Here is a 22,035-nt window from a genome sequence, read left to right on the forward strand (position 1 = left end):
GTATCCTTGTCGACGATGCCGAACCGAACCGCCGAACGCCTGCTGCGTGCCCTGTATTCGGCGGTGCTGTACATGCTGACGCCGGTCACCGTCTACCACCTGATCTGGCGCGGCTTCCGCTATCCCGAGTACTTCCAGCGCTGGAACGAACGCTACGGCGGTTACGACGCCGCACCGCGGCCGGTCGATGTGTGGTTGCACGCGGTATCGGTCGGCGAGGTGAATGCCGCCGCGCCCGTCGTGGATGCCCTGCTGAAGCGCCACCGCGGGCTTCGCCTGCTGGTGACCACCATCACGCCCACCGGTTCCGAGCGCGTACGCGCGCTGTGGGGCGATCGCGTGCTGCACGTGTACTCGCCCTACGACCTGCCGGGCGCGGTGGCGCGCTTCCTCGACCACTTCCCGCCCCGGCTCGCGCTGATCATGGAAACCGAGCTGTGGCCCAGCCTGCTGTTCGGCTGCCACGACCGCAAAGTGCCGGTCTACATCCTCAACGCGCGGCTGTCGGCGCGTTCGCTGCGCGGCTACAGCGTGCTGCGCCCGCTGATTGCCCGCACGCTGCGCACGGTACGCCGCGTCGCCGCGCAATCCGAAGGCGACGCCGCCCGTTTTGTGCAGCTTGGCGCAGCGCCTGAGCAAGTACGCGACGTGGGCAACCTGAAGTTCGACATCCCGGTGCCGCCGAACGTAAAGGACGTGGTGGCCGGCTTCCGTGGACACCTCGCGCATCGCCGTCCGGTGTGGATCGCCGCGAGCACGCATGAGGACGAAGAAGCGCCAGTGCGCGACATCCACGCGCGCCTGCGGCAGCGCTGGCCGAACCTGCTGCTGCTGTGGGCGCCACGCCACCCCGAGCGCTTCCCACGCGTGGCCGACGCTGCGCGCGAAGCGGGCTGGAAGGTCGGCACGCGTCGCGCGGACCAGTGGCCCGCCGGCGACGACGACGTGTTCGTGCTCGACACCCTGGGCGAACTGATGGCGTTCTATGCCTGCGCGGACGTCGCCTTCGTCGGCGGCAGCCTGCAGGCGATCGGTGGGCACAACCTGCTCGAACCCGCCGCCGTCGGCACGCCCGCCGTCACCGGACCGCACTTGCATAACTTCAGCGAGATTTCGCGTCGCCTCAAGGAAGCCGATGCGCTCGTCATCGCGCCCGACGCCGCCGGTGTCGCACGCGCGGTGGAAGTACTGCTCGCCGACGATGCGCGACGCGGCGAGATGGCCGCGCATGGGCGCGCCCTGGTCGAACACGGCCGCGGCGCGCTCGCCCGCACCCTGGTGATGATCGCGCCTCACCTGCCGGCGCCGGTGGCATGAGCGGTGCGGCCACGCCGCAGGCATTGGCCGGCGTGCGCGTGCTCGATCTCACGCGCGTGCTGGCGGGCCCGTGGTGCACGCAGGTGCTCGCCGATCTCGGCGCCGACGTCATCAAGGTGGAGCGCCCCGGCACCGGCGACGACACGCGCGGCTGGGGACCGCCGTTCCTGCGCGATGCGTCGGGCAACGAAACGGACGAGTCCGCCTATTACCTCTGCGCGAACCGCAACAAGCGTTCGCTGACGGTCGATCTGTCGACCGCCGACGGGCAGGCCGTGATCCGCCGCCTGGCGACGCGGTGCGACGTGCTGGTGGAGAACTTCAAGGTCGGCGACATGGCGCGCCGCGGTCTGGATGCGGCGACGCTGCGCGCACTCAATCCGCGCCTGGTGTATTGCTCCATCACCGGCTTCGGGCAGGACGGGCCTTATGCGCAGCGGGCCGGCTACGATTTCGCGGTGCAGGGCCTGGGTGGTCTGATGAGCCTCACCGGGGCGCCCGACGGCGAGCCGCAGAAGGTCGGCGTGGCGGTGGCGGATCTGTTCACCGGCATGTACGCCACCGTCGCCATCCTCGCCGCGTTGCGCCATCGCGACGCCACCGGCGAGGGGCAGACGATCGACATGGCTCTGCTGGATGCGCAGGTCGCGATGCTCGCCAACCTGGGCAGCCACGCCTTGGTCGGCGGCGAGGCGCCGGGGCGGCAGGGCAACGCGCACGCCAACATCGTGCCGTACCAGGTCTTCACCGTGGCCGACGGACACATCATTGTCGCGGTGGGCAACGACCGCCAGTTCGCCCGCCTGTGCGAACTGCTGTGCCTCGCATCGCTCGCGCAGGACACGCGCTTCGCGACCAACGCCGCGCGCGTGCGCCATCGCGAGGCGTTGATCCCGGTGTTGCAGGAAGCGTTTCGCACGCGCGGGCGCAGCGCGTGGCTGGCATCGCTGGAAGCCGCCGGCATTCCCTGTGGGCCGGTGAACGATCTTGACGATGTCTTCGCCGATCCGCACGTGCGCTCGCGCGGCATGATCGTCGAAACCCCGCATCCGCTGGCGGGCACGGTGCCGATGGTGGGCAACCCGATGAAGCTGTCGGCCACGCCGGTCGATCCGCCGCGTGCGCCGCCGATGCTCGGGCAGCACACGGTCGATGTGCTGCGTGAGGCCGGGTTCGGTGATGACGAGATCGCCTTGCTGCGCGAGCGTGGCGCGATCTGATAGGGGTGTTGTGGGAGCGACGTGAGTCGCGATGCTTTGGTGCAATAACAGCCGAAGAGCTCGCGACTCACGTCGCTCCCACCAGAATCCCGGGTGCGGAAACGACAACGGCGGGCCGAAGCCCGCCGTTGTGATCCCGCGCGGTGCGCGGGGATTACTGCGAAACCGGCTGCGACGACAGGCGCGCTTCGGCGTCGGCGGTCAGCAGGCGGTTGACGTCCTGCACATCGGTGCCGTCCAGCGTGCCGGCGGCCTGTTCCAGCAGCAGGCGGTTCTGCAGGAAGTTGTAGCGGGCCTGCGCGTACTCGACCTGCGCTTGGAACAGCGTGCGCTGGTTCTGCAGCACGTCCAGCACGGTGCGGGTACCGACTTCCAAGCCGACCTGCGAAGCATCCAGCGCGCTCTGCGCGGACACCACGGCCAGGCGACGGGCCTCCACTTCGCTGACACCGGCGACCAGCGCCTGGTACGCGTTGCTGGTGTTGCGGATCAGCGCACGGCGGGTCTGTTCCAGACCGTCCGAGGCGCGGTCGCGCTGGGCCAGCGCCTGGCGCACGCCCGACTGGGTGGCGCCGCCGGAGAAGATCGGCACGCTCAGCGTCACGCCCCAGGAATACCCTTCGCCATCCTGCGACAGGGTGCCGGGGATGCTGTCCCAGTCGGTGCCGTTGGAGTAGTTGCCGCGGAAGCTCAGCGTGGGGTAGTGGCCGGCGCGCGCGCTGGAGACGCCATGCTGTGCGGATTCCAGCTGGTACTGGGCCGACTTCAGGTCCGGGTTCTGCTCGACGGCGCGATCGACCCATGCTTGCGCATTCTGTTCGGCCGGCAGCTCCGGACGGAAATCATCCGGCAGGCCCTTCAGGCCGCTGATCGGCTGGCCGGTGATCTCGGCGAGCGCGCGATAGCTGTCGTCCAGCGCATTGCGGGCGAGGATGGTGTTGGCGCGGGCGCTGTCGTACTGCGCGCGGGCTTCGTGCACGTCGGTGATCGGCGCCAGGCCCACGTCGAGACGCTTCTGCGCGTAGTCGAACTGCTTCTTCGACGCGGCTTCGTTGGTCTCGGCGGCGGCCAGCGACTCGATGCCGATCAGCACGTTGAAGTAGGCGGCCGAGGTGCGGGTGATCAGGTCGTTGTTCGCCGAGGCCAGGTCGTAGTCGGCGGCCTGGCTGATGGCCTTCTCGGCACGCAGGTTGGAGATGCGGCTCCAGTCGAAGATCGTCTGGTCCAAGGTAGCGCCGTAGGTGCGGCTCTTGCCGTCGCCGGTGGGGTCGCCCGGACGGCTGTTGTGGGTCAGGTCGTAGCGGGCGCTGCCGCTGATCTGCGGCAACAGCGCAGCGCGGGCCTGCACGGCGCCCTCCTTGTCGATCAGCCGGGTGGACTCGGCGATGGACAGCGTGGTGTCGCCGGCACGCGCCAGCTCATAGGTCTGCATCAGGTCGGTGGCGTTGGCCGCAGACGGCAGGGCCAGGGCGAGCGCTAGTGCGAGGGGGCGACGGCTCATGCGGGTTCCTTTTTTAATGCTTCAGAAGACGAACTGGGGCGCCGGCGTGGCGCCGACCAGGTAGGGGAGGTCGGTCTCGAACAACGATTCGATGCGTGGACCGTTGACATCGTTGATGTGCAGCACGGCTTCCATCACCGGCGAGGTGCCCTGCACGACGAACAGCCGGCCTCCGGGACGCAGCCACTGCAGGAAGCGGGCCGGGACCGTGGCGACGGCACCGGTCACGCAGACCACGTCGAAGCGACGGTCGGTGTCCCAGGCGAGCGCATCCACGTTCTCGATACGGACGTTGGTGCCCAGGCCGGTTGCGTCCAGGCGCGCGCGCGCGGCGGCGGCGAGTTCAGGCTGGATTTCCAGGCTGACCACATCGCGTGCGAGATTGCCGAGGCAGGCGGTGAGGTAGCCGCTGCCGGTGCCGATCTCCAGCACGTCTTCGCTGGCCTGCGGCTTCAACGCCTGCAGGGTGCGGCCTTCGACGACGGGCTTCATCATCGACTGGCCATGCCCCAGCGGCAGTTCCAGATCCGCGTACGCCAGCGCGCGGTGCGACTCGGCCACGAAGGCCTCGCGCGGCAGCGTGGCCAGCGTGTCCAGCACGCGCGCATCCAGCACGTCCCAGGGACGTACCTGCTGCTCGACCATGTTTTCGCGGGCCTGGGTGTAATCGATCGTCATGGGGGTGGTCATCCGACGCGGGGGGCTGGGCCGGGCATTTTACCGGGCCGGCTTCGTCCGCGCTGGGCAAGCATCGGGGCAGCCGTCGCGGCCGGCGCAGTGCCGGAAGTCACCGCGACCTCCTGCGTGCGGGGCTGGGCTTCAGTTTCAGCGGCGGCCATAGGCCCTCAGGAACATGTCCACGGTGGCGTCGATGTGGCGGCCGACATCGGCCGGGCGGGGCTGGCTGCACAGGCCGCAAGTCATGCGCGCATGGACTTCGCCCTTGATCAGGGTGAAGAACTGCACCGAGGCCGTGGCCACGTCCGGGATATCCAGCTCGCCCTTAGCCACCTGCGCCTGCAACAGAGCGGCGAACGCATCGTGGGTGCGCTGCGGGCCGGCTTCCCAGAAGGTCTGTTTGAGTTTGTCGTCGATGTTGCCGGGAACCATCATCATGCGGTGCGTGCTGATGGCTTCCTCGCTGGTGATCAGCGCGAAGAACGCCTGGGCGATGGCCTTGAGCTGGTCGCGCAGGGAGCCCTTGAGTTCGATTTCGAACAGCGCGTCCGGCAGCATCTCCTCGCACTTGGCCTGCACGGCCGCGGCGAACAGGGCGTCCTTGTCGCCGAAGTGGCTATAGACCGTCAGCTTGGAGACGCCGGCTTCGGCGGCGATCTGGTCCATGCTCACGCCGTTGAAGCCCTCGCGCGCGAACAGTTGCTTGGCGGCTTCGAGGATGGCGGCGCGCTTGCCCAGGTCCTTGGGTCGGCCGGGCCCGCTGGCGGGCTTGGCGATGGGCTTGCGGCGGCTGGCGGAAGGAGGCGGGCTGACCATGATGTAATACTAGACTACTCGGTTCGATATTTATACTATACCGCCAAGTCCACTAATTGAATGCCCACGGAGCGGTTTATGCGCCAGTCGCGCTGGAACGGAGTGTTCGGAATCCTGTTGCTCGGCCTGGCCGCCTGCAGCGCGGAGAAACCGGCGGAAACGGTGCGGCCGGCGCTGGTGGTGCAGCCCGGCGGCGGCGCGGAGGCCGCGCTGTCGGCCTACGCCGGTGAAGTGCGTGCCCGCGAGGAGAGCCCGCTTTCCTTCCGCGTCGGCGGCAACCTGGTCCGCCGCAACGTGGACGCCGGCGCGCGCGTGCAGAAGGGTGAAGTGCTGGCACTGCTGGACGCAGGCGACTTCGCCCTGCAAGCGCAGGCGGCGAAAGCGCAATTGGCCGCGGCCGAAGCTGACCTGGTCCGTGCGCGCGGTGACCGCGATCGCTACGCGAAGTTGGTGGGCGACAAGCTGATCAGCCAGTCCGCCTACGACGCGCAGGTCGCGGCCTACAAGGCCGCCGAAGGCCAGGCACGCGCCGCGCGCGCGCAGATGGACGTCATGCAGAACCAGGAAGGTTACTCGCAGCTGCGCGCACCGCGCGACGGGGTGATCGCCAGCCGCCAAGCGGAAGCCGGGCAGGTGGTCGCGGCGGGCCAGACCATCTTCACGCTGGCCGCCGACGGCGGTCGCGAGGTGGCGATCGGCCTGCCGGAAAACCGCATCCGCGATTTCAGCGTCGGCCAGCCGGTGATGATCGAACTGTGGAACGCGCCGGGCCAGCGCTTGCCGGGCACGATTCGCGAGATCGCCCCGGCGGCTGATGCGCAGACGCGCACGTATGCCGCGCGCGTCAGTTTGGTGGGCGAGGCAATCCAGCAGGTCGAGCTCGGCCAGAGCGCACGGGTCTACGTGCAGGAGAACGGTACCCAGGCGGCGCTGAAGCTGCCGCTGTCCGCCGTGCAGCGTGGCGACGACGGCAAGACCTCCGTCTGGATCGTCGATCCGGCGAGCGGCAAGGTGCGCGCACAGGCGGTGCAGCTCGGTCGCTATGGCGAATCCTCCGTGCCCGTGCTCGGCGGCGTGAAAGCCACCGATTGGGTGGTCGCCGCCGGCGGCCACCTGCTGCGCGAAGGCCAGGTGGTCGCCCCGGTGGACCGCAGCAACCGTCCGCTGAAGCTCGCGGCCGGTGGCGGCGCGGCCGCCATCGCCACGCGCTCGGAGTAAGGGCATGCGCCGGTTCAATCTTTCCGAGTGGGCGCTGACCAACCGCAGCCTGGTGCTGTTCGCGATGATCCTGCTGGGCATCATCGGCGCGTGGTCGTACAGGCACCTGGGCCAGTCCGAAGATCCGCCCTTCACCTTCAAGGCGATGGTCGTGCGCACCGTGTGGCCGGGCGCCACCGCCGAGGAAGTCTCGCAGCAGGTCACCGAGCGCATCGAGAAGGCGCTGATGACCACCGGCAACTACGAGTTCATCCGCTCGTACTCGCGGCCGGGCGAATCGCAGGTGATCTTCATGGCGCGCGACTCCATGAAGTCCAAGGAGATCCCCGAGCTCTGGTACCAGGTGCGCAAGAAAGTCGGTGACATCCGGGCCACCTTGCCAAGCGGCGTGGTCGGGCCGTTCTTCAACGACGAATTCGGCGACACCTTCGGCAACATCTATGCGTTGACCGGCGAAGGCTTCGACTATGCGGTGATGAAGGACTACGCCGACCGCATCCAGCTGGAACTGCAGCGCGTGGACGACGTCGGCAAGGTCGAACTGGTCGGCCTGCAGGACGAGAAGATCTGGATCGAGATGTCCAACACCAAGCTGGCCACGCTGGGCATCCCGCTCAGCGCCGTCCAGCAGGCGCTGGAGGAACAGAACGCGATGACGCCGGCGGGGTTCTTCGAGACCGCCAGCGACCGCGTGCAACTGCGCGTCAGCGGCGAGTTCGATTCGGTGGACGAGATCCGCGAGTTCCCGATCCGCGCCGGTGGCCGTACCGTCAAGCTGGGTGACATCGCCGAGATCAAGCGCGGCTTCGCCGACCCGGCGGCGCCGCGGATGCGCTTCATGGGCCAGCCCGGCATCGGCATCGCGGTGGCGATGAAGGACGGCGGCGACATTCTCAAGCTCGGCGCGACGCTGGAGGCCGAGTTCCAGCGCCTGCAGAAGACGCTGCCGCTGGGCATGGAGCTGCGCAAGGTCTCCGACCAGCCGGCGGCCGTGGAGGATTCGGTCGGCGAATTCGTGCGCGTGCTGGCCGAGGCCGTGATCATCGTGCTGCTGGTGAGCTTCTTCTCGCTGGGCCTGCGCACCGGGCTGGTGGTGGCGGTGTCGATCCCGCTGGTGCTGGCGATGACATTCGCGGTGATGCATTACTTCGGCATCGGCCTGCACAAGATTTCGCTGGGTGCATTGGTGCTGGCGCTGGGCCTGCTGGTCGACGACGCGATCATCGCGGTGGAGATGATGGCCATCAAGATGGAGCAGGGCTTCGACCGCTTGAAGGCAGCCAGTTTCGCCTATGAATCGACCGCGTTCCCGATGCTCACCGGCACGCTGGTGACGGCAGCCGGCTTCCTGCCGATCGCCACCGCGGCCTCGAGCACCGGTGAGTACACGCGTTCGTTGTTCCAGGTGGTGACGATCGCGCTGGTCGTCTCGTGGATCGCCGCGGTGCTCTTCATCCCGTATCTGGGCGACAAGATGCTGCCTGATCTGGGCAACCCGCAGCCGCCCAAGCCGGGTTCACTGGCCGCGCGCTGGCACGGCCTCCGCGCGCGCCTGGCCGACCGCTGGCCGCAGTACGCGATGGTGCTCGCGCCGAAGGCGCACGATGCGCACGACCACAACCCGTACCACACGCCGTTCTACCAGCGCTTCCGTGGCTGGCTGGAATTCTGCCTGCGCCATCGCTGGCTGGTGATCGGCGTGACCGTGGCGGCGTTCGTGGCCTCGATCGCGCTGTTCCGCTTCGTCCCGCAGCAGTTTTTCCCGGATTCGGTCCGCCCCGAACTGATGGTGGACCTGGAGCTGGCCGAAGGCAGTTCACTGAAGTCCACCGACGCGCAGGCCCGCAAGCTGGAGAAGCTGCTGGCCACCCGCGAGGGCGTGCTGAACTACGTGTCGTACATCGGCACCGGCTCGCCGCGTTTCTACCTGCCGCTGGACCAGCAGCTGCCGCAGTCCAACTTCTCCCAGTTCGTCGTGCTGACCGAGGACATCACCTCCCGCGAGGCCACCCGCCACTGGCTGATCGACGAAGTCGCACCGCAGTTCCCCGAGCTGCAGTTCCGGGTGACGCGCTTGGAGAACGGCCCGCCGGTCGGCTATCCGGTGCAGTTCCGCGTGTCCGGCGAACACATCGACCGGGTACAGGCGCTGGCACGCCAGGTGGCGGAGCAGGTGCGCGCGAATCCGCACGTCACCAACGTCAACCTCGACTGGAGCGAACCGAGCAAGATCGTGCGGCTGGAGATCGATCAGGACCGCGCACGCGCGCTGGGCGTGAGCACCTCGCAGGTCTCGCACTTCCTGTCGGGCTCGCTGTCGGGCTTGAGCGTGAGCACCTACCGCGAAGGCAACGAGCTGGTCGAGATCCTGTTGCGCGGGCCCGATGACGAACGCGCGCGGCTGGATCTGCTGGGCAGTCTGGCGGTGCCGACCAGCAACGGCGGCAGCGTACCGCTGTCGCAGGTGGCGAACCTGGAGTACGCGTTCGAGGACGGCATCATCTGGCACCGTGACCGTCTGCCGACCGTCACCGTTCGCGCCGACCTCAACAGCGACGACATCACCGCGCCGACCGTCGTCCAGCAGATCCTGCCGACGCTGGACGACGTACGGGCGCAGCTGCCGCAGGGTTACCTGCTGGAGACCGGCGGCACCGTCGAGGATTCCGGGCGCGGACAGAAGTCCATCGCCGCCGGCATGCCGCTGTTCCTGCTCGCGGTCACCACGCTGCTGATGCTGCAGCTGCGCAGCTTTTCGCGCGTCTCGCTGGTGCTGTTGACGGCACCGCTGGGCCTGATCGGCGTGACCCTCGCGCTGCTGGTGTTCCGCGTGCCGTTCGGTTTCGTGGCCATGCTCGGCACGATCGCGCTGGCCGGCATGATCATGCGCAACTCGGTGATCCTGGTGGACCAGATCGACCAGGACATCAGCGCCGGCCATGATCGCTGGCACGCGATCATCGATGCGACCGTGCGCCGGTTCCGTCCCATCGTGCTGACGGCGCTCGCCGCGGTGCTGGCGATGATCCCGCTTTCGCGCAGCGCGTTCTTCGGCCCGATGGCGGTGGCGATCATGGGCGGCCTGACCGTGGCCACGTTGCTGACGCTGTTCTTCTTGCCGGCCCTGTACGCGGCATGGTTCAAGGTGAAGCCGCGCCCGGACGACGGCTCGGCACCCGCGCCGTCGAGCGAGCCGCAGCGAGCGGGGTAGGCGAACGCCCTGCTGATCCGGCCTGGCGCGTTCCGCCGACGCCAGGCGTGCGTGTGCGTCCGTCCGGTCTCTCCCTCCCAAGGGAGGGAGACGCGTTCAGTCGCGCAGGTCCGCGACGTAGCAGTGCGCCTGCATCTGCTCGATGACCGCCTGGGCGGCGACCTGCGTGGAGACGCCGCGGCCGCCGGTAGCGAGGTCGTTGGTGAACACCTGGGCGTTCAGCGCCGCGTCCACGGCGCGTTCGATGCAGTCGGCTTCTTCGTGCAGGCCCAATGAATGCCGCAGCAGCAGCGCGCAACTCAGGATGGTGGCGTAGGGATTGGCGATGCCCTTGCCGGCGATGTCGGGCGCGGAGCCATGGATCGGCTCGTACAGGCCGACCTTGCCGTCGCCCAGCGACGCGGACGGCAGCAGGCCCAGCGAGCCGGCCAGCATCGAGGCCTCGTCGGTCAGGATGTCGCCGAACATGTTCTCGGTGACGATGACGTCGTACTCGCGCGGCTTGGCCAGCAAGTGCATCGCCATCGAATCGACCAGCTGGTGCTCCAGCTTCACGTCCGGGAATTCCTCGCGGCCGATCCGCGATGCCACGTCGCGCCACAGGCGCGAGGTTTCCAGCACGTTTGCCTTGTCCACCGACACCAGGTGGCTGCGGCGCTGGCGGGCCAGCTTGAACGCGCTGCGCACCACGCGCTCGATCTCGGTGACCGAATAACTGCATAGATCGCTGGCGCCGCGTGCATCGCGGGTCTTCTCACCGAAATAGATGCCGCCGGTCAGCTCGCGCACGACCACGATGTCCACGCCGGTCAGCAGGTGCGGCTTGATCGGCGAGGCGTTCAGCGCGGCCGGATGTGGGCGCACCGGACGCAGGTTGGCGAACAGGCCCAGGCCCTTGCGCAGCGCCAGCAGCCCTTGCTCCGGGCGCACCTTCGCGTTGGGGTCGGACCACTTCGGCCCCCCGACGGCACCCAGCAGCACGGCATTCGCCTGCTGGCAGCCCTGCAGCGTGGCCTGCGGCAGCGGTTCGCCGTGGCGGTCGATGGCGACGCCGCCGATGTCGTACTCGTGGAAATCGAAGCTGTGGCCGTGGCGGCGCGCCAGCGTGCGCAGCACGGTGACGGCGGCGGCGGTGACTTCTGGGCCGATGCCGTCCCCGGGCAATACGGCGATGTCAGCGTGCATGACGGGTGGCCTCGTAGGTTTCGATGTCGGTATGGCGCGCCAGCAGGTAGCCCAGCTCATCCACGCCTTCCAGCAGGCAGGTCTGCGCGAAGGCATCCAGCGGGAAGCTGAAGACCGAGCCGTCGGGCGCGCGCAGTTCGCGTGCGGCGACGTCGATGGTCAGTTCGTCGTCCGGCCGCTCCATCAGCGACTGCACGATCTCCTCGGGCAGCACGATGGGAAGCAGGCCGTTCTTCAGGCTGTTGTTGCGGAAGATATCGGCGATCTCGCTGCTGACGATGGCGCGCAGGCCCAGGTCCGTCAGCGCCCAGGGCGCGTGCTCGCGCGAGGACCCGCAACCGAAGTTGCGGCCCGCCAGCAGGATGCTGCGGCCCTGGTTCTCCGGCTGGTTGAACGGGAACGCCGGGTTCGGCGACCCGTCGGCCTGCCAGCGCCAGTCGTTGAAGGCGTTCTTGCCCAGGCCCGCGCGCTCGGTCGTGGAGAGAAACCGTGCGGGGATGATCTGGTCGGTGTCGATGTTGGACTGCGCCAACACCACGCTCTTGGAGCGCAATTCACGGAAACCGGCCATCACGCCACCTCCTTGTGCGCATCGAACAGCTCGCGCGGATCGCTGACGCGTCCGTTCACCGCGGCCCATGCCGCCGTCAGTGGCGACGCCAGCAGGGTGCGCGCACCAGGACCCTGGCGGCCCTCGAAATTGCGGTTGCTGGTGCTCACGGCCAGCTGGCCCGGTGCGACCAGGTCGCCATTCATCGCGATGCACATCGAGCAGCCGGGCTCGCGCCATTCGGCGCCGGCCTCGCGCACGATGCGGTCGATGCCTTCGGCCTCCGCCTCGCGCTTGACGATCTCGGAACCCGGCACGACCAGCATGCGCACCCCCGTCGCTACCTTGCGGCCGCGCAAGACCTGCGCCACTTCGCGCATGTCGCGCAGGCGGCCGTTGGTGCACGAGCCGACGAATACGACATCCACCGGCGTACCGGCCACCGCGTGGCCCGGGCTAAAGCGCATGTAGTCCAGGCCCTTCTGGTCGGCGGCGTCGGCCGGCGGGGGGATCGGGGCATCCACCGCGATCGCCGTGCCCGGGTGCGTGCCCCAGGTCAGAGTGGGGCGGATATCGGCGGCGTCGATGCGTACCTCGGCATCGAACATGGCTCCCTCGTCGCTGCGCAGCGTCTTCCAGTAAGCGACGGCCGCGTCGAACGCGTCGCCCTTCGGGCCGCGCGGCGTCCGCGCTACCCAGTCGAACGTGGTCTGGTCCGGCGCCACCATGCCGGCGCGCGCGCCGGCTTCGATCGACATATTGCACAGGGTCATACGTTGTTCCATGTCCAGCGCCTCGATGGCGCTGCCACGGAACTCGAGCACATGGCCGGTACCGCCGTTGACGCCGATCACGCCGATCACGTGCAGCACGATGTCCTTGGCGCCGACGCCGGGCGCCAGCGCGCCGTCGACGGTGATCGCCATCGTCTTCGGCCGGCGCTGCAGCAGGCACTGCGTGGCCAGCACATGGCCGACTTCGCTGGTGCCGATGCCGAACGCGAGCGAACCGAACGCGCCGTGCGTGCTGGTGTGGCTGTCGCCGCAGACGATGGTCATGCCGGGCAGGGTGAAGCCTTGCTCGGGCGCGATGACGTGGACGATGCCGCGGTTCGGCGAGGCCATGTCGAACAGTTCGATACCGTACTCGGCGCAGTTGCGCGCCAGCGTTTCCACCTGCGTTTCGGCCGCCTTGGTGTAGTACGGCAGCTTGCCGTCGGCGCTGGCGGGCAGGGTGGGCGTGGAGTGGTCCATGGTCGCCTTCGTGCGATCCGGGCGGCGCGGCGACAGGCCACGCGCCTTGAGCTCGGTGAAGGCCTGCGGCGAGGTGACCTCGTGGATCAGGTGCAGGTCGACGTACAGCACGGCGGGGGCGGCGTCGGTCTCGGGAACGACGACGTGGGCGTCCCACAGTTTTTCGAACAGGGTGCGTGGCGCGGTCATGCGGATTCCGGTGGTGCGTTGGACGGGGTGGAAAACAGGGTGGCGCCTCAGGCCGCCGCCGCTTCCTGCTTCTCGATGCGGCGCTGGCGCAGCAGCCGGTTGGCAACATCCAGCCAGGCCAGCGCGCTGGCTTCGATGATGTCCTTGCTGGTGCCGGTGCCTTGGTATTCCTCGCCCTCGCAGCGGACCGACAGGCTGGCTTCGCCACGCGCATCGGCGCCGATGCCGACGCTGTGCACCTGGTAGCTCTCGAGTTGCAGCTGCACGCCGGTGGCGGCGGCCAGCGCGCTGAACAGTGCATCGACCGGTCCATTGCCCTGTGCGGTTTCGGACACGCGGTTGCCATCCGGGTCGGACAGCTCGACCAATGCGTTGGCGCGGCTGCCGACATCGCTGATCGTCATAGACGCCAGGCGGTAGCCGTCGCTGACGGCGGCATCCTGCATCAGCGCCTGCAGATCGGCATCGCCAACCACGCGCTGCTTCTCGCACAAGGTCTTGAACTGCTCGAATACCAGTTTCAGTTCGTCCTCTTCCAGCCAGTAGCCCAGCGCGCGCAGACGCTGTTCGACCGCGGCGCGGCCGCTGTGGCGCCCCAGCACCATCTGCGACGAAGGCCAGCCCACGTCCTGGGGCTGCATGATCTCGTAGGTGCCACGGTGGCGCAGCATGCCGTGCTGGTGGATGCCGGATTCGTGCGCGAACGCGTTCGCGCCGACGATGGCCTTGTTGCGCTGGACCGGCATGCCAACCAGGCGCGACAGCAGCTGCGAGGTCGGCACGATGCGGCGCGTGTCGATGCGCGTGTCCAGGTTGTAGAAGGCGTTGCGGACCTTCAGCGCCATCACCAACTCTTCGATGGCGCAGTTGCCCGCGCGCTCGCCGATGCCGTTGATCGAGCCCTCCACCTGGCGGGCACCGCCCTCGATGGCCGCCAGCGAGTTGGCTACCGCCAGGCCCAGGTCGTTGTGGCAGTGGGCGCTGAACACCACCTTGTCGGCGCCCGGGACCTTGGCGATCGCGCGCTCGAACATGCCGCGGATTTCCTCCGGGGTGGTGAAGCCCACCGTGTCCGGCAGGTTGATGGTGGTCGCGCCGGCGGCGATGGCGGTGGCGATCGCCTCGTGCAGGAAATCCTCCTCGGTACGGGTCGCGTCCTCGGCGGAGAACTCGATGTCATCGATATGGCCGCGCGCCAGGCGCACGTGCTTGTCGATGGACTCCAGCACCTGCTCGCGGCTCATGCGCAGCTTGTGCTCGCGGTGCAGCGGGCTCGTGGACAGGAACAGGTGCAGGCGCGGCTTCGCGGCGGCGGTTACCGTGCGCAGCGAGGTTTCGATGTCCGTGGCCAGGCAGCGCGACAGCACGACCAGGGTGGTGTCGCGCAGTTCGCGCGCGATCTGTGCGTGCGCCTCGCGGTCGGACTGCGAGCTGGCCGGGAAGCCCGTCTCGATGGCGTCCACGCCGAGGTCGGCCAGACCGCGCGCCATCACCACCTTCTGTTGCGGCGTCATGCTGCAGCCGGGAGATTGCTCGCCGTCGCGCAGGGTCGTGTCGAAAATGCGGATCTGCGTCGGGGTCGGATGGGTGGGCGTGTTCACCAGATGGGCTCCTCGTGTACTTCTGTTTCCATGGCGGCGACCTCGAAACGGCGCGCGCCGGACGTTGCGGGAAAATGGGGGTTGGCCGCGCGTGGGGCGCGGCCCTTGGCAAGCGAGGGATCGCCTTCGGCGGTGCGGCGGCGCGGCTTGCGCGGCGGGCGCGGACGCACGTCGGACAGCAGCTGGGCCAGCACGGTCGCATCGATGTTACCGCCGGAGACGACGGCGCACTTGCGCTTGCCGGCCACGCGGCGACCGGCGGCCAAGGCCAGCGCACCGGCGCCTTCGGCAATCACGTGCTCTTCCAGCGCCAGCCGCACCAGGGTTTCGCGCAGCTCGGCTTCGCGCACGGTGACCACATCGTCCAGCAGCTGGGTGCACAGGCGTCGGGTAATGAAGCCGGGCACCTTCACCCGCACGCCATCGGCCAGCGAGGCGACCGGGTCCCTCGGCGCGGTGTCGCCCTTCATCGCACGGATCATGGAGTCCACGCCCTCGACCTGGGCGCCGACCACGCGCACGCCCTGCGACTTCAGCGCCAGCGCCACGCCCGAGGCCAGGCCACCGCCGCCGATCGGCACGATGACGACGTCGGGCGTGTAAGGCGCGATCTCGATGCCGACGGTGCCCTGTCCGGCGATCACGTCCGGATCGTCGAAGGCGGACAGGAACCGGTAGCCGTTCTGCTCGGCCAGTTCCTTCGCGAAGGCGAACGCCTCGTCGTAGCTGTCGCCATGCTGGCGCACGGTCGCGCCCCAGTGGGCGACGCCGGCGATCTTGGTGGCGGGCGCGCCATGCGGCATCACCGTGATCGCCTGCACGCCCAGCCGATAGGCGGCCCAGGCCAACCCCTGTGCGTGGTTGCCGGCCGACGCCGCGATCACCGGGCGACGGTCGCCGCGCTCGCGCGCGGCAAGCAACGCGTTCAGCGCGCCGCGGACCTTGTAGGAACCCGTGCGCTGCAGGTTCTCCAGCTTCAGCATCACGCCGAAGCGTTCCGCCAGGTGCAGTGGCGTGGTCGGCAGGTAACGGCGCAGCCGCGCCTGCGCCGCCAGCACATCGGCCACGGTGACGACGACGTCGCCTACGTCCGGCTCGTTGCTGGCGGGGGCGCGACCGGCATCAGGCATCGCGGCACGCGAACGGCTGATGTCGAAGAAGACGCCTCCGGACCGCGGCTTCCGCGTTGGCGGATGCGGTCTTCATGCGGCACGGTCCTGGTGGCGACGATCCCGGCTCAGCTCCTGCACGGCGCTGAAGGACAATTCCTCGACGTCGTAGATCTTCAGCAGTTGCTGGCGCAGCGTCTCCGGCGCACGCGTACTGTCGATCACCAGCGCCAGGGCCCAATAGCCTTCGCTGTCGTGGGTGGCATGCACTGCATGGGGCGGAAAGCCACGGCGCTCGATCATGCCCAGCACGCGGATCAGCGCGCCCTCGGCAGGTTTGAGCTTCAGTTCAAGCCGGTAACGCATTCTTCTTCTCCGGGCCGTCGGCCGCGTCGGCAGGCTGCGCGGACTGCTTTGCGGGATTGGCGTCCAGCATCGAGCTGTTGGCGTGGTTCGGCGGCACCAGCGGCCAGACGTTGGCCTTGATGTCGATGGTGACGTGCAGCAGCGCCGGACCCGGCGTGGCCAGCAGGTCGGCCAGCGCGCCTTCGACTTCGTCGCGCAGGCTGATGTGGTGCGCGGGAATGCCGAATACGCGCGCCAATGCGGCAAAATCCGGATTGTCGGACAGGTCGATCTCGCTGTAGCGCTCGGCGAAGAACAGCTCCTGCCACTGCCGCACCATGCCCAGCGCGCTGTTGTCGATCAGCACGATCTTCACCGGCAGCTTGCACCGCGCGATGGTGGCCAGCTCCTGCACGTTCATCATGAAGCCGCCGTCGCCGTTGACCAGGATGACGGTGCGGTCGGGACAGGCGAACTGCGCGCCCATCGCGGCCGGCAGGCCGAAGCCCATCGTGCCCAGCGCGCCGCTGGTCAGGTGGTTGCGCGGGTGGGTGAACCTGCAGTGCTGCGCCACCCACATCTGGTGCTGGCCCACGTCGCACGCGACGATCGCGTCCGCCGGCGCCACCTCGCTCAGCCGCTTCAGCAGGCCCGGCGCGTAGATGTCGGTACCCGGCGCGTCGTAGCGGAAGCCGAAGCGCTCGCGGTTGCCCAGGCAATGCCTACGCCATTCGTCGGACGTGCTGCGCGCGGCCGTCAGCGCCTTCAGGCTGGCGGCGATGTCGCCCGGCACCGCGATGTCGGCGGTCCGCAGCTTGCCGATTTCGTAGGCATCGGCGTCCACGTGCAGCACGCGGGCGAACGGCGCGAACTCGGCCAGCTTGCCGGTGGCGCGGTCGTCGAAGCGCGCACCGACCACGATCAGCAGGTCGCACTCCTGCGTGGCCATGTTGGCCGCGCGCGTGCCATGCATGCCCAGCATGCCCAGGTAATACGGATGGTTCGCGGGCAGGGCACCCAGGCCGCGCAGGGTCAGCACGGTCGGGATCTTCGTCGCGTCGACGAACTGCCGGAACGCCTCCACCGCGTCGGCGATACCGATGCCGCCGCCGCCGTAGATCAAGGGCTTCTCGGCCCCCGCGATGGCGGCCAGCGCATCGGCGAGCTTCGCATCGTCCGGCGCCGGCAGCGGATCGACGCTGGCCGGCACGTGGTCGGGCAGGTGCGAGGCGTCGGACATCTGCACGTCCTTGGGCAGATCGATCAACACCGGGCCCGGACGGCCTTCGCGCGCGATGCGGAAGGCCTCTCGCACCATCTCCGGCAGGTCGTCCACGCGCCGGGCGACGAAGCTGTGCTTCACGATCGGCAGGGTCAGGCCGAACACGTCCAGTTCCTGGAACGCGTCGGTGCCCATCAGCGTGGTGGCGACCTGGCCGGTCAGGCAGACCATCGGCACGGAGTCCAGCATCGCGTCGGCGATGCCGGTCACCAGGTTGGATGCGCCGGGGCCGGAGGTGGCCACGCACACGCCCACCTTGCCGCTGGCGCGCGCATACCCGTTCGCCGCCAGCGCGGCGCCCTGCTCATGCCGCACCAGGATGTGCTTGAGATTGGAATCCACCAGCGCGTCGTAGAACGGCATGATGGTGCCGCCGGGGTAACCGAACAGCGTGTCCACGCCCTCGGCTTCCAGGGCGTGGGCCAGCCAGCGGGCGCCATTGCGTGGAGCAGTGGCCGCGGCGGCGTTCATGCGGCGGCCTGCTCGTCTGTCTTCGCTTGCGGGGCGTTGGCCTGCAGCCACACCATCTTCGCGCGCAGTTCCTTGCCGACCTTCTCGATCGGGTGGTCCTTGTCCGCCTGCTGGAACTTCTTGTAGTTCGGCAGGCCCGCGTCGTACTCGGCCTGCCAGTTGCGGGTGAAGGTGCCGTTCTGGATGTCGGTCAACACGTCCTTCATGCGCGCCTTGACCGATGCGTCGATGACGCGGGGGCCGCTGACGAAGTCGCCGTACTGCGCGGTTTCGGAGATGAATTCCAGCATGCGGGTGATGCCGCCTTCGTAGAACAGGTCGACGATCAGCTTCAGCTCGTGCAGCACTTCGTAGTAAGCGATTTCGGGCTGGTAACCGGCTTCCACCAGCGTCTCGAAGCCCGCCTGTACCAGCGAGGAAGCGCCGCCGCACAGCACGGCCTGTTCGCCGAACAGGTCGGTCTCGGTCTCTTCCTTGAACGTGGTCTTGATGATGTTGGCGCGCGCGCCGCCCAGACCACCGGCGTAGGCCAGCGCGAACTGCTCCGCCTTGCCGCTCTTGTCCTGGTAGACGGCGTAGATGCACGGTACGCCACGCCCGATCTCGTACTCGCGGCGCACCAGCGCGCCCGGGCCCTTGGGCGCGACCAGCACCACGTCCAGGTCCGCGCGCGGTTCGATCATGCCGAAGTGGACGTTCAGGCCGTGCGCGAACAGCAGCACCGCGCCCTGCTTCATGTTCGGTGCCAGCACGTCGGCGTAGAGCTTCTTCTGCACCATGTCCGGCGTCAGGACCGCGACCAGATCGGCCTCCTTCACCGCATCAGCCACCGCTTTCACCACGAAGCCGTCGGCCTGGGCCTTCGCTTCGGTCGGGCCACCCGGACGCAGGCCGACGGTCACGTCGAAACCGGAGTCGCGCAGGTTGAGCGCGTGCGCGCGACCCTGGCTGCCGTAGCCGACGACGGCGATCTTGGGATGCGGGAGAGCGTTGGCGGTGGTCATTGCGAAGGTTTCCTGAGGGTTGATGGGGAATCGAAGGGGCTTAAACAAAAAACCCCGCACTTCTCAGTGCGGGGTTTTGCGAATCTGGCGTTTCTGCTGCTTACACGCCGGTCCGTCCCGCACTTGTGGGCGAGGTAATAAGGACGAGTACGAGGAAGGACGCCGCAGCGGGTGCGGTGAGGTCGTTCGTCGCGAGCGTGTGGCGTTGCAGCATGCGGCAAGAAAAACACGCCGCTTCGAAGCGTGTCAAGCGGTTTAAGAATCTTTTCGACGATCGGATGATTTCAGTCGAGATGGTTTCGACTGAAACCGAGAAAACGCCGCAGAATCAGGCTCCCCACGCTGTCGCAACGCCGGCTGTTTCCATGCCCGAATACCGCTCCAAGACCTCCACCCACGGCCGCAACATGGCCGGTGCCCGCGCGCTCTGGCGCGCCACCGGCATGAAGGACGAGGACTTCCACAAGCCCATCGTCGCCGTGGCCAACTCCTTCACCCAGTTCGTGCCGGGCCACGTGCACCTCAAGGACCTGGGGCAATTGGTTGCACGTGAAATCGAACGGGTGGGCGGGGTTGCCAAGGAGTTCGACACGATCGCCGTCGATGACGGCATCGCGATGGGCCACGACGGCATGCTGTATTCGCTGCCGTCGCGCGAAGTCATCGCCGACTCGGTCGAATACATGGTCAATGCGCACTGCGCCGACGCGCTGGTATGCATCTCCAACTGCGACAAGATCACCCCGGGCATGCTGATGGCCGCCTTGCGCCTCAACATTCCCACGGTCTTCGTGTCCGGCGGGCCGATGGAAGCGGGCAAGACGCGGTTGGCCGACCATAAGCTCGACCTCGTCGATGCGATGGTGATGGCGGCCGACCCGAACGTCTCCGACGACGAAGTCGCCGCCGTCGAGCGCAGCGCCTGCCCCACCTGCGGGTCATGCAGCGGCATGTTCACCGCCAATTCGATGAACTGCCTGACCGAGGCGCTGGGCCTCTCGCTGCCGGGCAACGGCACGGTGGTGGCCACGCATGCGGACCGCGAACAGTTGTTCAAGCGCGCCGGCGTACTGGCCGTCGAGCTATGCCATCGCTGGTACGGCGGCGAGGACGCGACGGCGTTGCCGCGCGGCATCGCCACGTTCGAAGCCTTCGAGAATGCGATGACGCTGGATATCGCGATGGGCGGTTCCACCAACACCATCCTGCATCTGCTCGCCGCCGCGCAGGAGGGCGAGGTGCCGTTCGACATGCGCGACATCGATCGTCTGTCGCGGCGCGTGCCGCAGCTGTGCAAGGTGGCGCCGAACACACAGAAGTACCACATCGAGGACGTGCACCGCGCTGGCGGCATCATGGCCATCCTGGGCGAGCTCGCGCGCGGCGGCCTGCTGCATACCGATGTCGCCACCGTGCATGCGAAGACGCTGGGCGATGCGATCGCGAAGTGGGACGTGGCCACTAACGAGGATGACGTTGTCACCACGTTCTACAAGGCCGGACCGGCCGGCATTCCCACCCAGATCGCCTTCAGTCAGGCCACGCGCTGGCCGTCGCTGGACACCGACCGTGCCGAAGGCTGCATCCGTAGTGTCGAGCACGCCTTCTCGCAGGAGGGCGGCCTGGCCGTGCTCTACGGCAACATTGCGGTCGACGGTTGCGTGGTGAAGACGGCGGGCGTGGACGAGTCGATCCATGTCTTCGAAGGCACGGCGCGTGTCTTCGAAAGCCAGGACGCGGCGGTGGCCGGCATCCTCGGCGATGAGGTGAAGGCGGGCGACGTGGTCGTGATCCGTTACGAAGGCCCCAAGGGCGGGCCCGGCATGCAGGAAATGCTCTACCCGACCAGCTACCTGAAATCGAAAGGGCTCGGCAAACAGTGCGCGCTGCTGACCGATGGCCGCTTCTCCGGCGGCACCTCCGGCCTGTCGATCGGGCACGCGTCGCCGGAAGCGGCGGCCGGCGGCGCGATAGGCCTGGTGCAGGAAGGCGACCGCATCCGCATCGATATTCCGCAACGTTCGATCAGCCTGCTCGTGTCCGACGATGAACTGGCATCGCGCCGGGCCGCGCAGGATGCGAAGGGATGGAAACCCGCGCAGCCGCGTGCGCGCAAGGTCAGCACCGCGCTCAAGGCGTACGCCCTGCTCGCGACCAGCGCCGACAAGGGCGCCGTACGCGACAAGCAACTGCTGGATGGTGTCTGATAGCGGGATGACCCGCGCCCTCTCCGTTGTCCTGCTATCGCTGTTGTCTGTCATGCCTGTGTGGGCCCAGCAGGCGCCGCCGCGCGCCTGGGTAATCGCCACCTACGCGTATCCGCAACGCGACCGCGCCGCTGCGATCCAGCCGCTGGCGGGCTATCTCGGCCTGCGTGCCCGGCATCCGGTGCAGGTCCGCCTGTTCGACTCGCCGACCGCGCTCGTCGATGCGTTGCGGCGTGGCGACGTCGATGTGGCCGTGCCCAACCTGCATGGGTATCTGCAGGCGCGGCGCGCGAACGAAACGTTGACCACGTTGCCCGTGCCGCAGGTGCCGGCGCTGCAGGCTGATCGCTACCGGGCCGTGCTGGTCGCCCGGCAGGGACTGGAGGCGCCGGGAGAACTGGAACGCCAGGCGCCGACGCTGCGCCTGGCGCTGGTCGGCCGCGATTCGGCCTCAGGCGGCTTCGTGCCGGTCCGCGAGCTGCGCCGGCGTGGCCTGGAGCCGAGCACCGCGTTCGGCCACCTCGCCTACGCCGGCTCGCATGCGGTGGCCCTGGAGGCCGTAGCGAATGGGCGCGCCGATGTGGCCGCGCTCGCGGCCGATGTCTACGACGCCGGCCGCCCGACGGGTGTGATCGAACTCTGGCGCTCCGACCCGATCCCGCCCGGCCCGCTGCTGTGCCGCCCCGCGGCCGATGTGCCCTGCCAGCAGTTCACGGCCTGGCTGCTCGAGGCGCACGACCAAGCCCCGGCCGTGATGGCCGCGCTGCGAGCGGGCTGGCCGGAGTTCGGCGATGCCACGGTCTTCGTCGTGGCGGATGCTGTCGGCCTCTCCCAAGTGGCGGTGGATCAGTTTTGAGTTTCGAGTACAGCTGAACAGG

Annotated in this window: 17 protein-coding genes; 6 read left to right on the forward strand and 11 right to left on the reverse strand. The window is 68.4% G+C overall.

Translation table 11 applies throughout. The features are described 5' to 3' along the window. Positions 1–15: 15 nt before the first annotated feature. Both waaA and AC23D6_RS02740 read left to right on the forward strand, forming a co-directional pair. Positions 16–1,317, forward strand: coding sequence for a lipid IV(A) 3-deoxy-D-manno-octulosonic acid transferase (gene waaA / locus AC23D6_RS02735; RefSeq protein ID WP_487751306.1), 1,302 nt, complete (start codon positions 16–18; stop codon positions 1,315–1,317). Then, positions 1,314–2,537: a CaiB/BaiF CoA transferase family protein gene (locus AC23D6_RS02740; protein ID WP_487751307.1), complete on the forward strand. Its 1,224-nt coding sequence runs from the start codon at positions 1,314–1,316 to the stop codon at positions 2,535–2,537. The genes waaA and AC23D6_RS02740 overlap by 4 nt, the downstream gene beginning before the upstream one ends. A gap of 154 nt (positions 2,538–2,691) precedes the next feature. Here the strand turns inward: AC23D6_RS02740 and AC23D6_RS02745 are convergent, their stop codons facing one another. The 3 genes from AC23D6_RS02745 to AC23D6_RS02755 form a co-directional block, all read right to left on the reverse strand. Continuing rightward, entirely contained in the window at positions 2,692–4,038 is a 1,347-nt protein-coding gene (locus AC23D6_RS02745) for a TolC family outer membrane protein (protein ID WP_487751308.1), read from the reverse strand. A gap of 21 nt (positions 4,039–4,059) precedes the next feature. After that, positions 4,060–4,716: a protein-L-isoaspartate O-methyltransferase family protein gene (locus AC23D6_RS02750; RefSeq protein WP_487751309.1), complete on the reverse strand. Its 657-nt coding sequence runs from the start codon at positions 4,714–4,716 to the stop codon at positions 4,060–4,062. A 147-nt stretch (positions 4,717–4,863) separates the two neighbouring features. Then, the gene (locus AC23D6_RS02755; RefSeq protein WP_487751310.1) at positions 4,864–5,532 is read right to left on the reverse strand and encodes a TetR/AcrR family transcriptional regulator; all 669 of its coding nucleotides are present in this window, start codon (positions 5,530–5,532) and stop codon (positions 4,864–4,866) included. Positions 5,533–5,610: 78 nt separating this feature from the next. Between AC23D6_RS02755 and AC23D6_RS02760 the strand changes: the two genes are divergently transcribed. Both AC23D6_RS02760 and AC23D6_RS02765 read left to right on the forward strand, forming a co-directional pair. After that, positions 5,611–6,750: an efflux RND transporter periplasmic adaptor subunit gene (locus AC23D6_RS02760; protein ID WP_487751311.1), complete on the forward strand. Its 1,140-nt coding sequence runs from the start codon at positions 5,611–5,613 to the stop codon at positions 6,748–6,750. A gap of 4 nt (positions 6,751–6,754) precedes the next feature. Next, positions 6,755–9,961, forward strand: a complete 3,207-nt coding sequence (locus tag AC23D6_RS02765) for an efflux RND transporter permease subunit (protein WP_487751312.1) — start codon at positions 6,755–6,757, stop codon at positions 9,959–9,961. 96 nt (positions 9,962–10,057) lie between these two features. On the opposite strand, the gene leuB is transcribed toward AC23D6_RS02765, so the two are convergent. The 8 genes from leuB to ilvC all read right to left on the reverse strand — a co-directional run bounded on the left by leuB (position 10,058) and on the right by ilvC (position 18,950). Next, a complete protein-coding gene (gene leuB, locus AC23D6_RS02770; RefSeq protein WP_487751313.1) occupies positions 10,058–11,146 on the reverse strand; it encodes a 3-isopropylmalate dehydrogenase in 1,089 nt (362 codons plus the stop codon). Continuing rightward, complete coding sequence (leuD, locus tag AC23D6_RS02775) at positions 11,136–11,717, reverse strand: 3-isopropylmalate dehydratase small subunit (protein WP_487751314.1); 582 nt, start codon at positions 11,715–11,717, stop codon at positions 11,136–11,138. Before leuD ends, leuB begins: the two co-directional genes overlap by 11 nt. Next, positions 11,717–13,138 (reverse strand): 3-isopropylmalate dehydratase large subunit, encoded by a 1,422-nt coding sequence (gene leuC, locus AC23D6_RS02780; protein ID WP_487751315.1) that lies wholly within the window; start codon positions 13,136–13,138, stop codon positions 11,717–11,719. Before leuC ends, leuD begins: the two co-directional genes overlap by 1 nt. A 47-nt stretch (positions 13,139–13,185) precedes the next feature. Continuing rightward, the gene (locus tag AC23D6_RS02785; RefSeq protein ID WP_487751316.1) at positions 13,186–14,739 is read right to left on the reverse strand and encodes a 2-isopropylmalate synthase; all 1,554 of its coding nucleotides are present in this window, start codon (positions 14,737–14,739) and stop codon (positions 13,186–13,188) included. Next, positions 14,736–15,869 (reverse strand): threonine dehydratase, encoded by a 1,134-nt coding sequence (locus AC23D6_RS02790; RefSeq protein WP_487751317.1) that lies wholly within the window; start codon positions 15,867–15,869, stop codon positions 14,736–14,738. Before AC23D6_RS02790 ends, AC23D6_RS02785 begins: the two co-directional genes overlap by 4 nt. A gap of 72 nt (positions 15,870–15,941) precedes the next feature. Next, positions 15,942–16,214, reverse strand: coding sequence for an ACT domain-containing protein (locus AC23D6_RS02795; RefSeq protein WP_487751318.1), 273 nt, complete (start codon positions 16,212–16,214; stop codon positions 15,942–15,944). Continuing rightward, on the reverse strand, positions 16,198–17,946 hold the full coding sequence (gene ilvG / locus AC23D6_RS02800) for an acetolactate synthase 2 catalytic subunit (protein WP_487751319.1): 1,749 nt from the start codon (positions 17,944–17,946) through the stop codon (positions 16,198–16,200). The genes AC23D6_RS02795 and ilvG overlap by 17 nt, the downstream gene beginning before the upstream one ends. Then, positions 17,943–18,950 (reverse strand): ketol-acid reductoisomerase, encoded by a 1,008-nt coding sequence (gene ilvC / locus AC23D6_RS02805; protein WP_487751320.1) that lies wholly within the window; start codon positions 18,948–18,950, stop codon positions 17,943–17,945. Before ilvC ends, ilvG begins: the two co-directional genes overlap by 4 nt. 365 nt (positions 18,951–19,315) lie before the next feature. Here ilvC and ilvD point away from each other — a divergent pair, with 365 nt between their 5' ends. Beyond that, positions 19,316–21,157, forward strand: a complete 1,842-nt coding sequence (gene ilvD, locus AC23D6_RS02810; protein WP_487751321.1) for a dihydroxy-acid dehydratase — start codon at positions 19,316–19,318, stop codon at positions 21,155–21,157. A 7-nt stretch (positions 21,158–21,164) separates the two neighbouring features. Beyond that, a complete protein-coding gene (locus AC23D6_RS02815) occupies positions 21,165–22,013 on the forward strand; it encodes a phosphate/phosphite/phosphonate ABC transporter substrate-binding protein (RefSeq protein WP_487751322.1) in 849 nt (282 codons plus the stop codon). Positions 22,014–22,035: the final 22 nt, after the last annotated feature.

The organism is Pseudoxanthomonas sp. G3, from assembly GCF_057654715.1.

Coding starts and splice junctions, on each gene's coding strand:
- waaA (WP_487751306.1), top strand. CDS start 16: ATGCCGAACCGAACCGCCGAACGCCTGCTGCGTGCCCTGTATTCGGCG.
- AC23D6_RS02740 (WP_487751307.1), top strand. CDS start 1,314: ATGAGCGGTGCGGCCACGCCGCAGGCATTGGCCGGCGTGCGCGTGCTC.
- AC23D6_RS02745 (WP_487751308.1), bottom strand. CDS start 4,038: ATGAGCCGTCGCCCCCTCGCACTAGCGCTCGCCCTGGCCCTGCCGTCT.
- AC23D6_RS02750 (WP_487751309.1), bottom strand. CDS start 4,716: ATGACGATCGATTACACCCAGGCCCGCGAAAACATGGTCGAGCAGCAG.
- AC23D6_RS02755 (WP_487751310.1), bottom strand. CDS start 5,532: ATGGTCAGCCCGCCTCCTTCCGCCAGCCGCCGCAAGCCCATCGCCAAG.
- AC23D6_RS02760 (WP_487751311.1), top strand. CDS start 5,611: ATGCGCCAGTCGCGCTGGAACGGAGTGTTCGGAATCCTGTTGCTCGGC.
- AC23D6_RS02765 (WP_487751312.1), top strand. CDS start 6,755: ATGCGCCGGTTCAATCTTTCCGAGTGGGCGCTGACCAACCGCAGCCTG.
- leuB (WP_487751313.1), bottom strand. CDS start 11,146: ATGCACGCTGACATCGCCGTATTGCCCGGGGACGGCATCGGCCCAGAA.
- leuD (WP_487751314.1), bottom strand. CDS start 11,717: ATGGCCGGTTTCCGTGAATTGCGCTCCAAGAGCGTGGTGTTGGCGCAG.
- leuC (WP_487751315.1), bottom strand. CDS start 13,138: ATGACCGCGCCACGCACCCTGTTCGAAAAACTGTGGGACGCCCACGTC.
- AC23D6_RS02790 (WP_487751317.1), bottom strand. CDS start 15,869: ATGCCTGATGCCGGTCGCGCCCCCGCCAGCAACGAGCCGGACGTAGGC.
- AC23D6_RS02795 (WP_487751318.1), bottom strand. CDS start 16,214: ATGCGTTACCGGCTTGAACTGAAGCTCAAACCTGCCGAGGGCGCGCTG.
- ilvG (WP_487751319.1), bottom strand. CDS start 17,946: ATGAACGCCGCCGCGGCCACTGCTCCACGCAATGGCGCCCGCTGGCTG.
- ilvC (WP_487751320.1), bottom strand. CDS start 18,950: ATGACCACCGCCAACGCTCTCCCGCATCCCAAGATCGCCGTCGTCGGC.
- ilvD (WP_487751321.1), top strand. CDS start 19,316: ATGCCCGAATACCGCTCCAAGACCTCCACCCACGGCCGCAACATGGCC.
- AC23D6_RS02815 (WP_487751322.1), top strand. CDS start 21,165: ATGACCCGCGCCCTCTCCGTTGTCCTGCTATCGCTGTTGTCTGTCATG.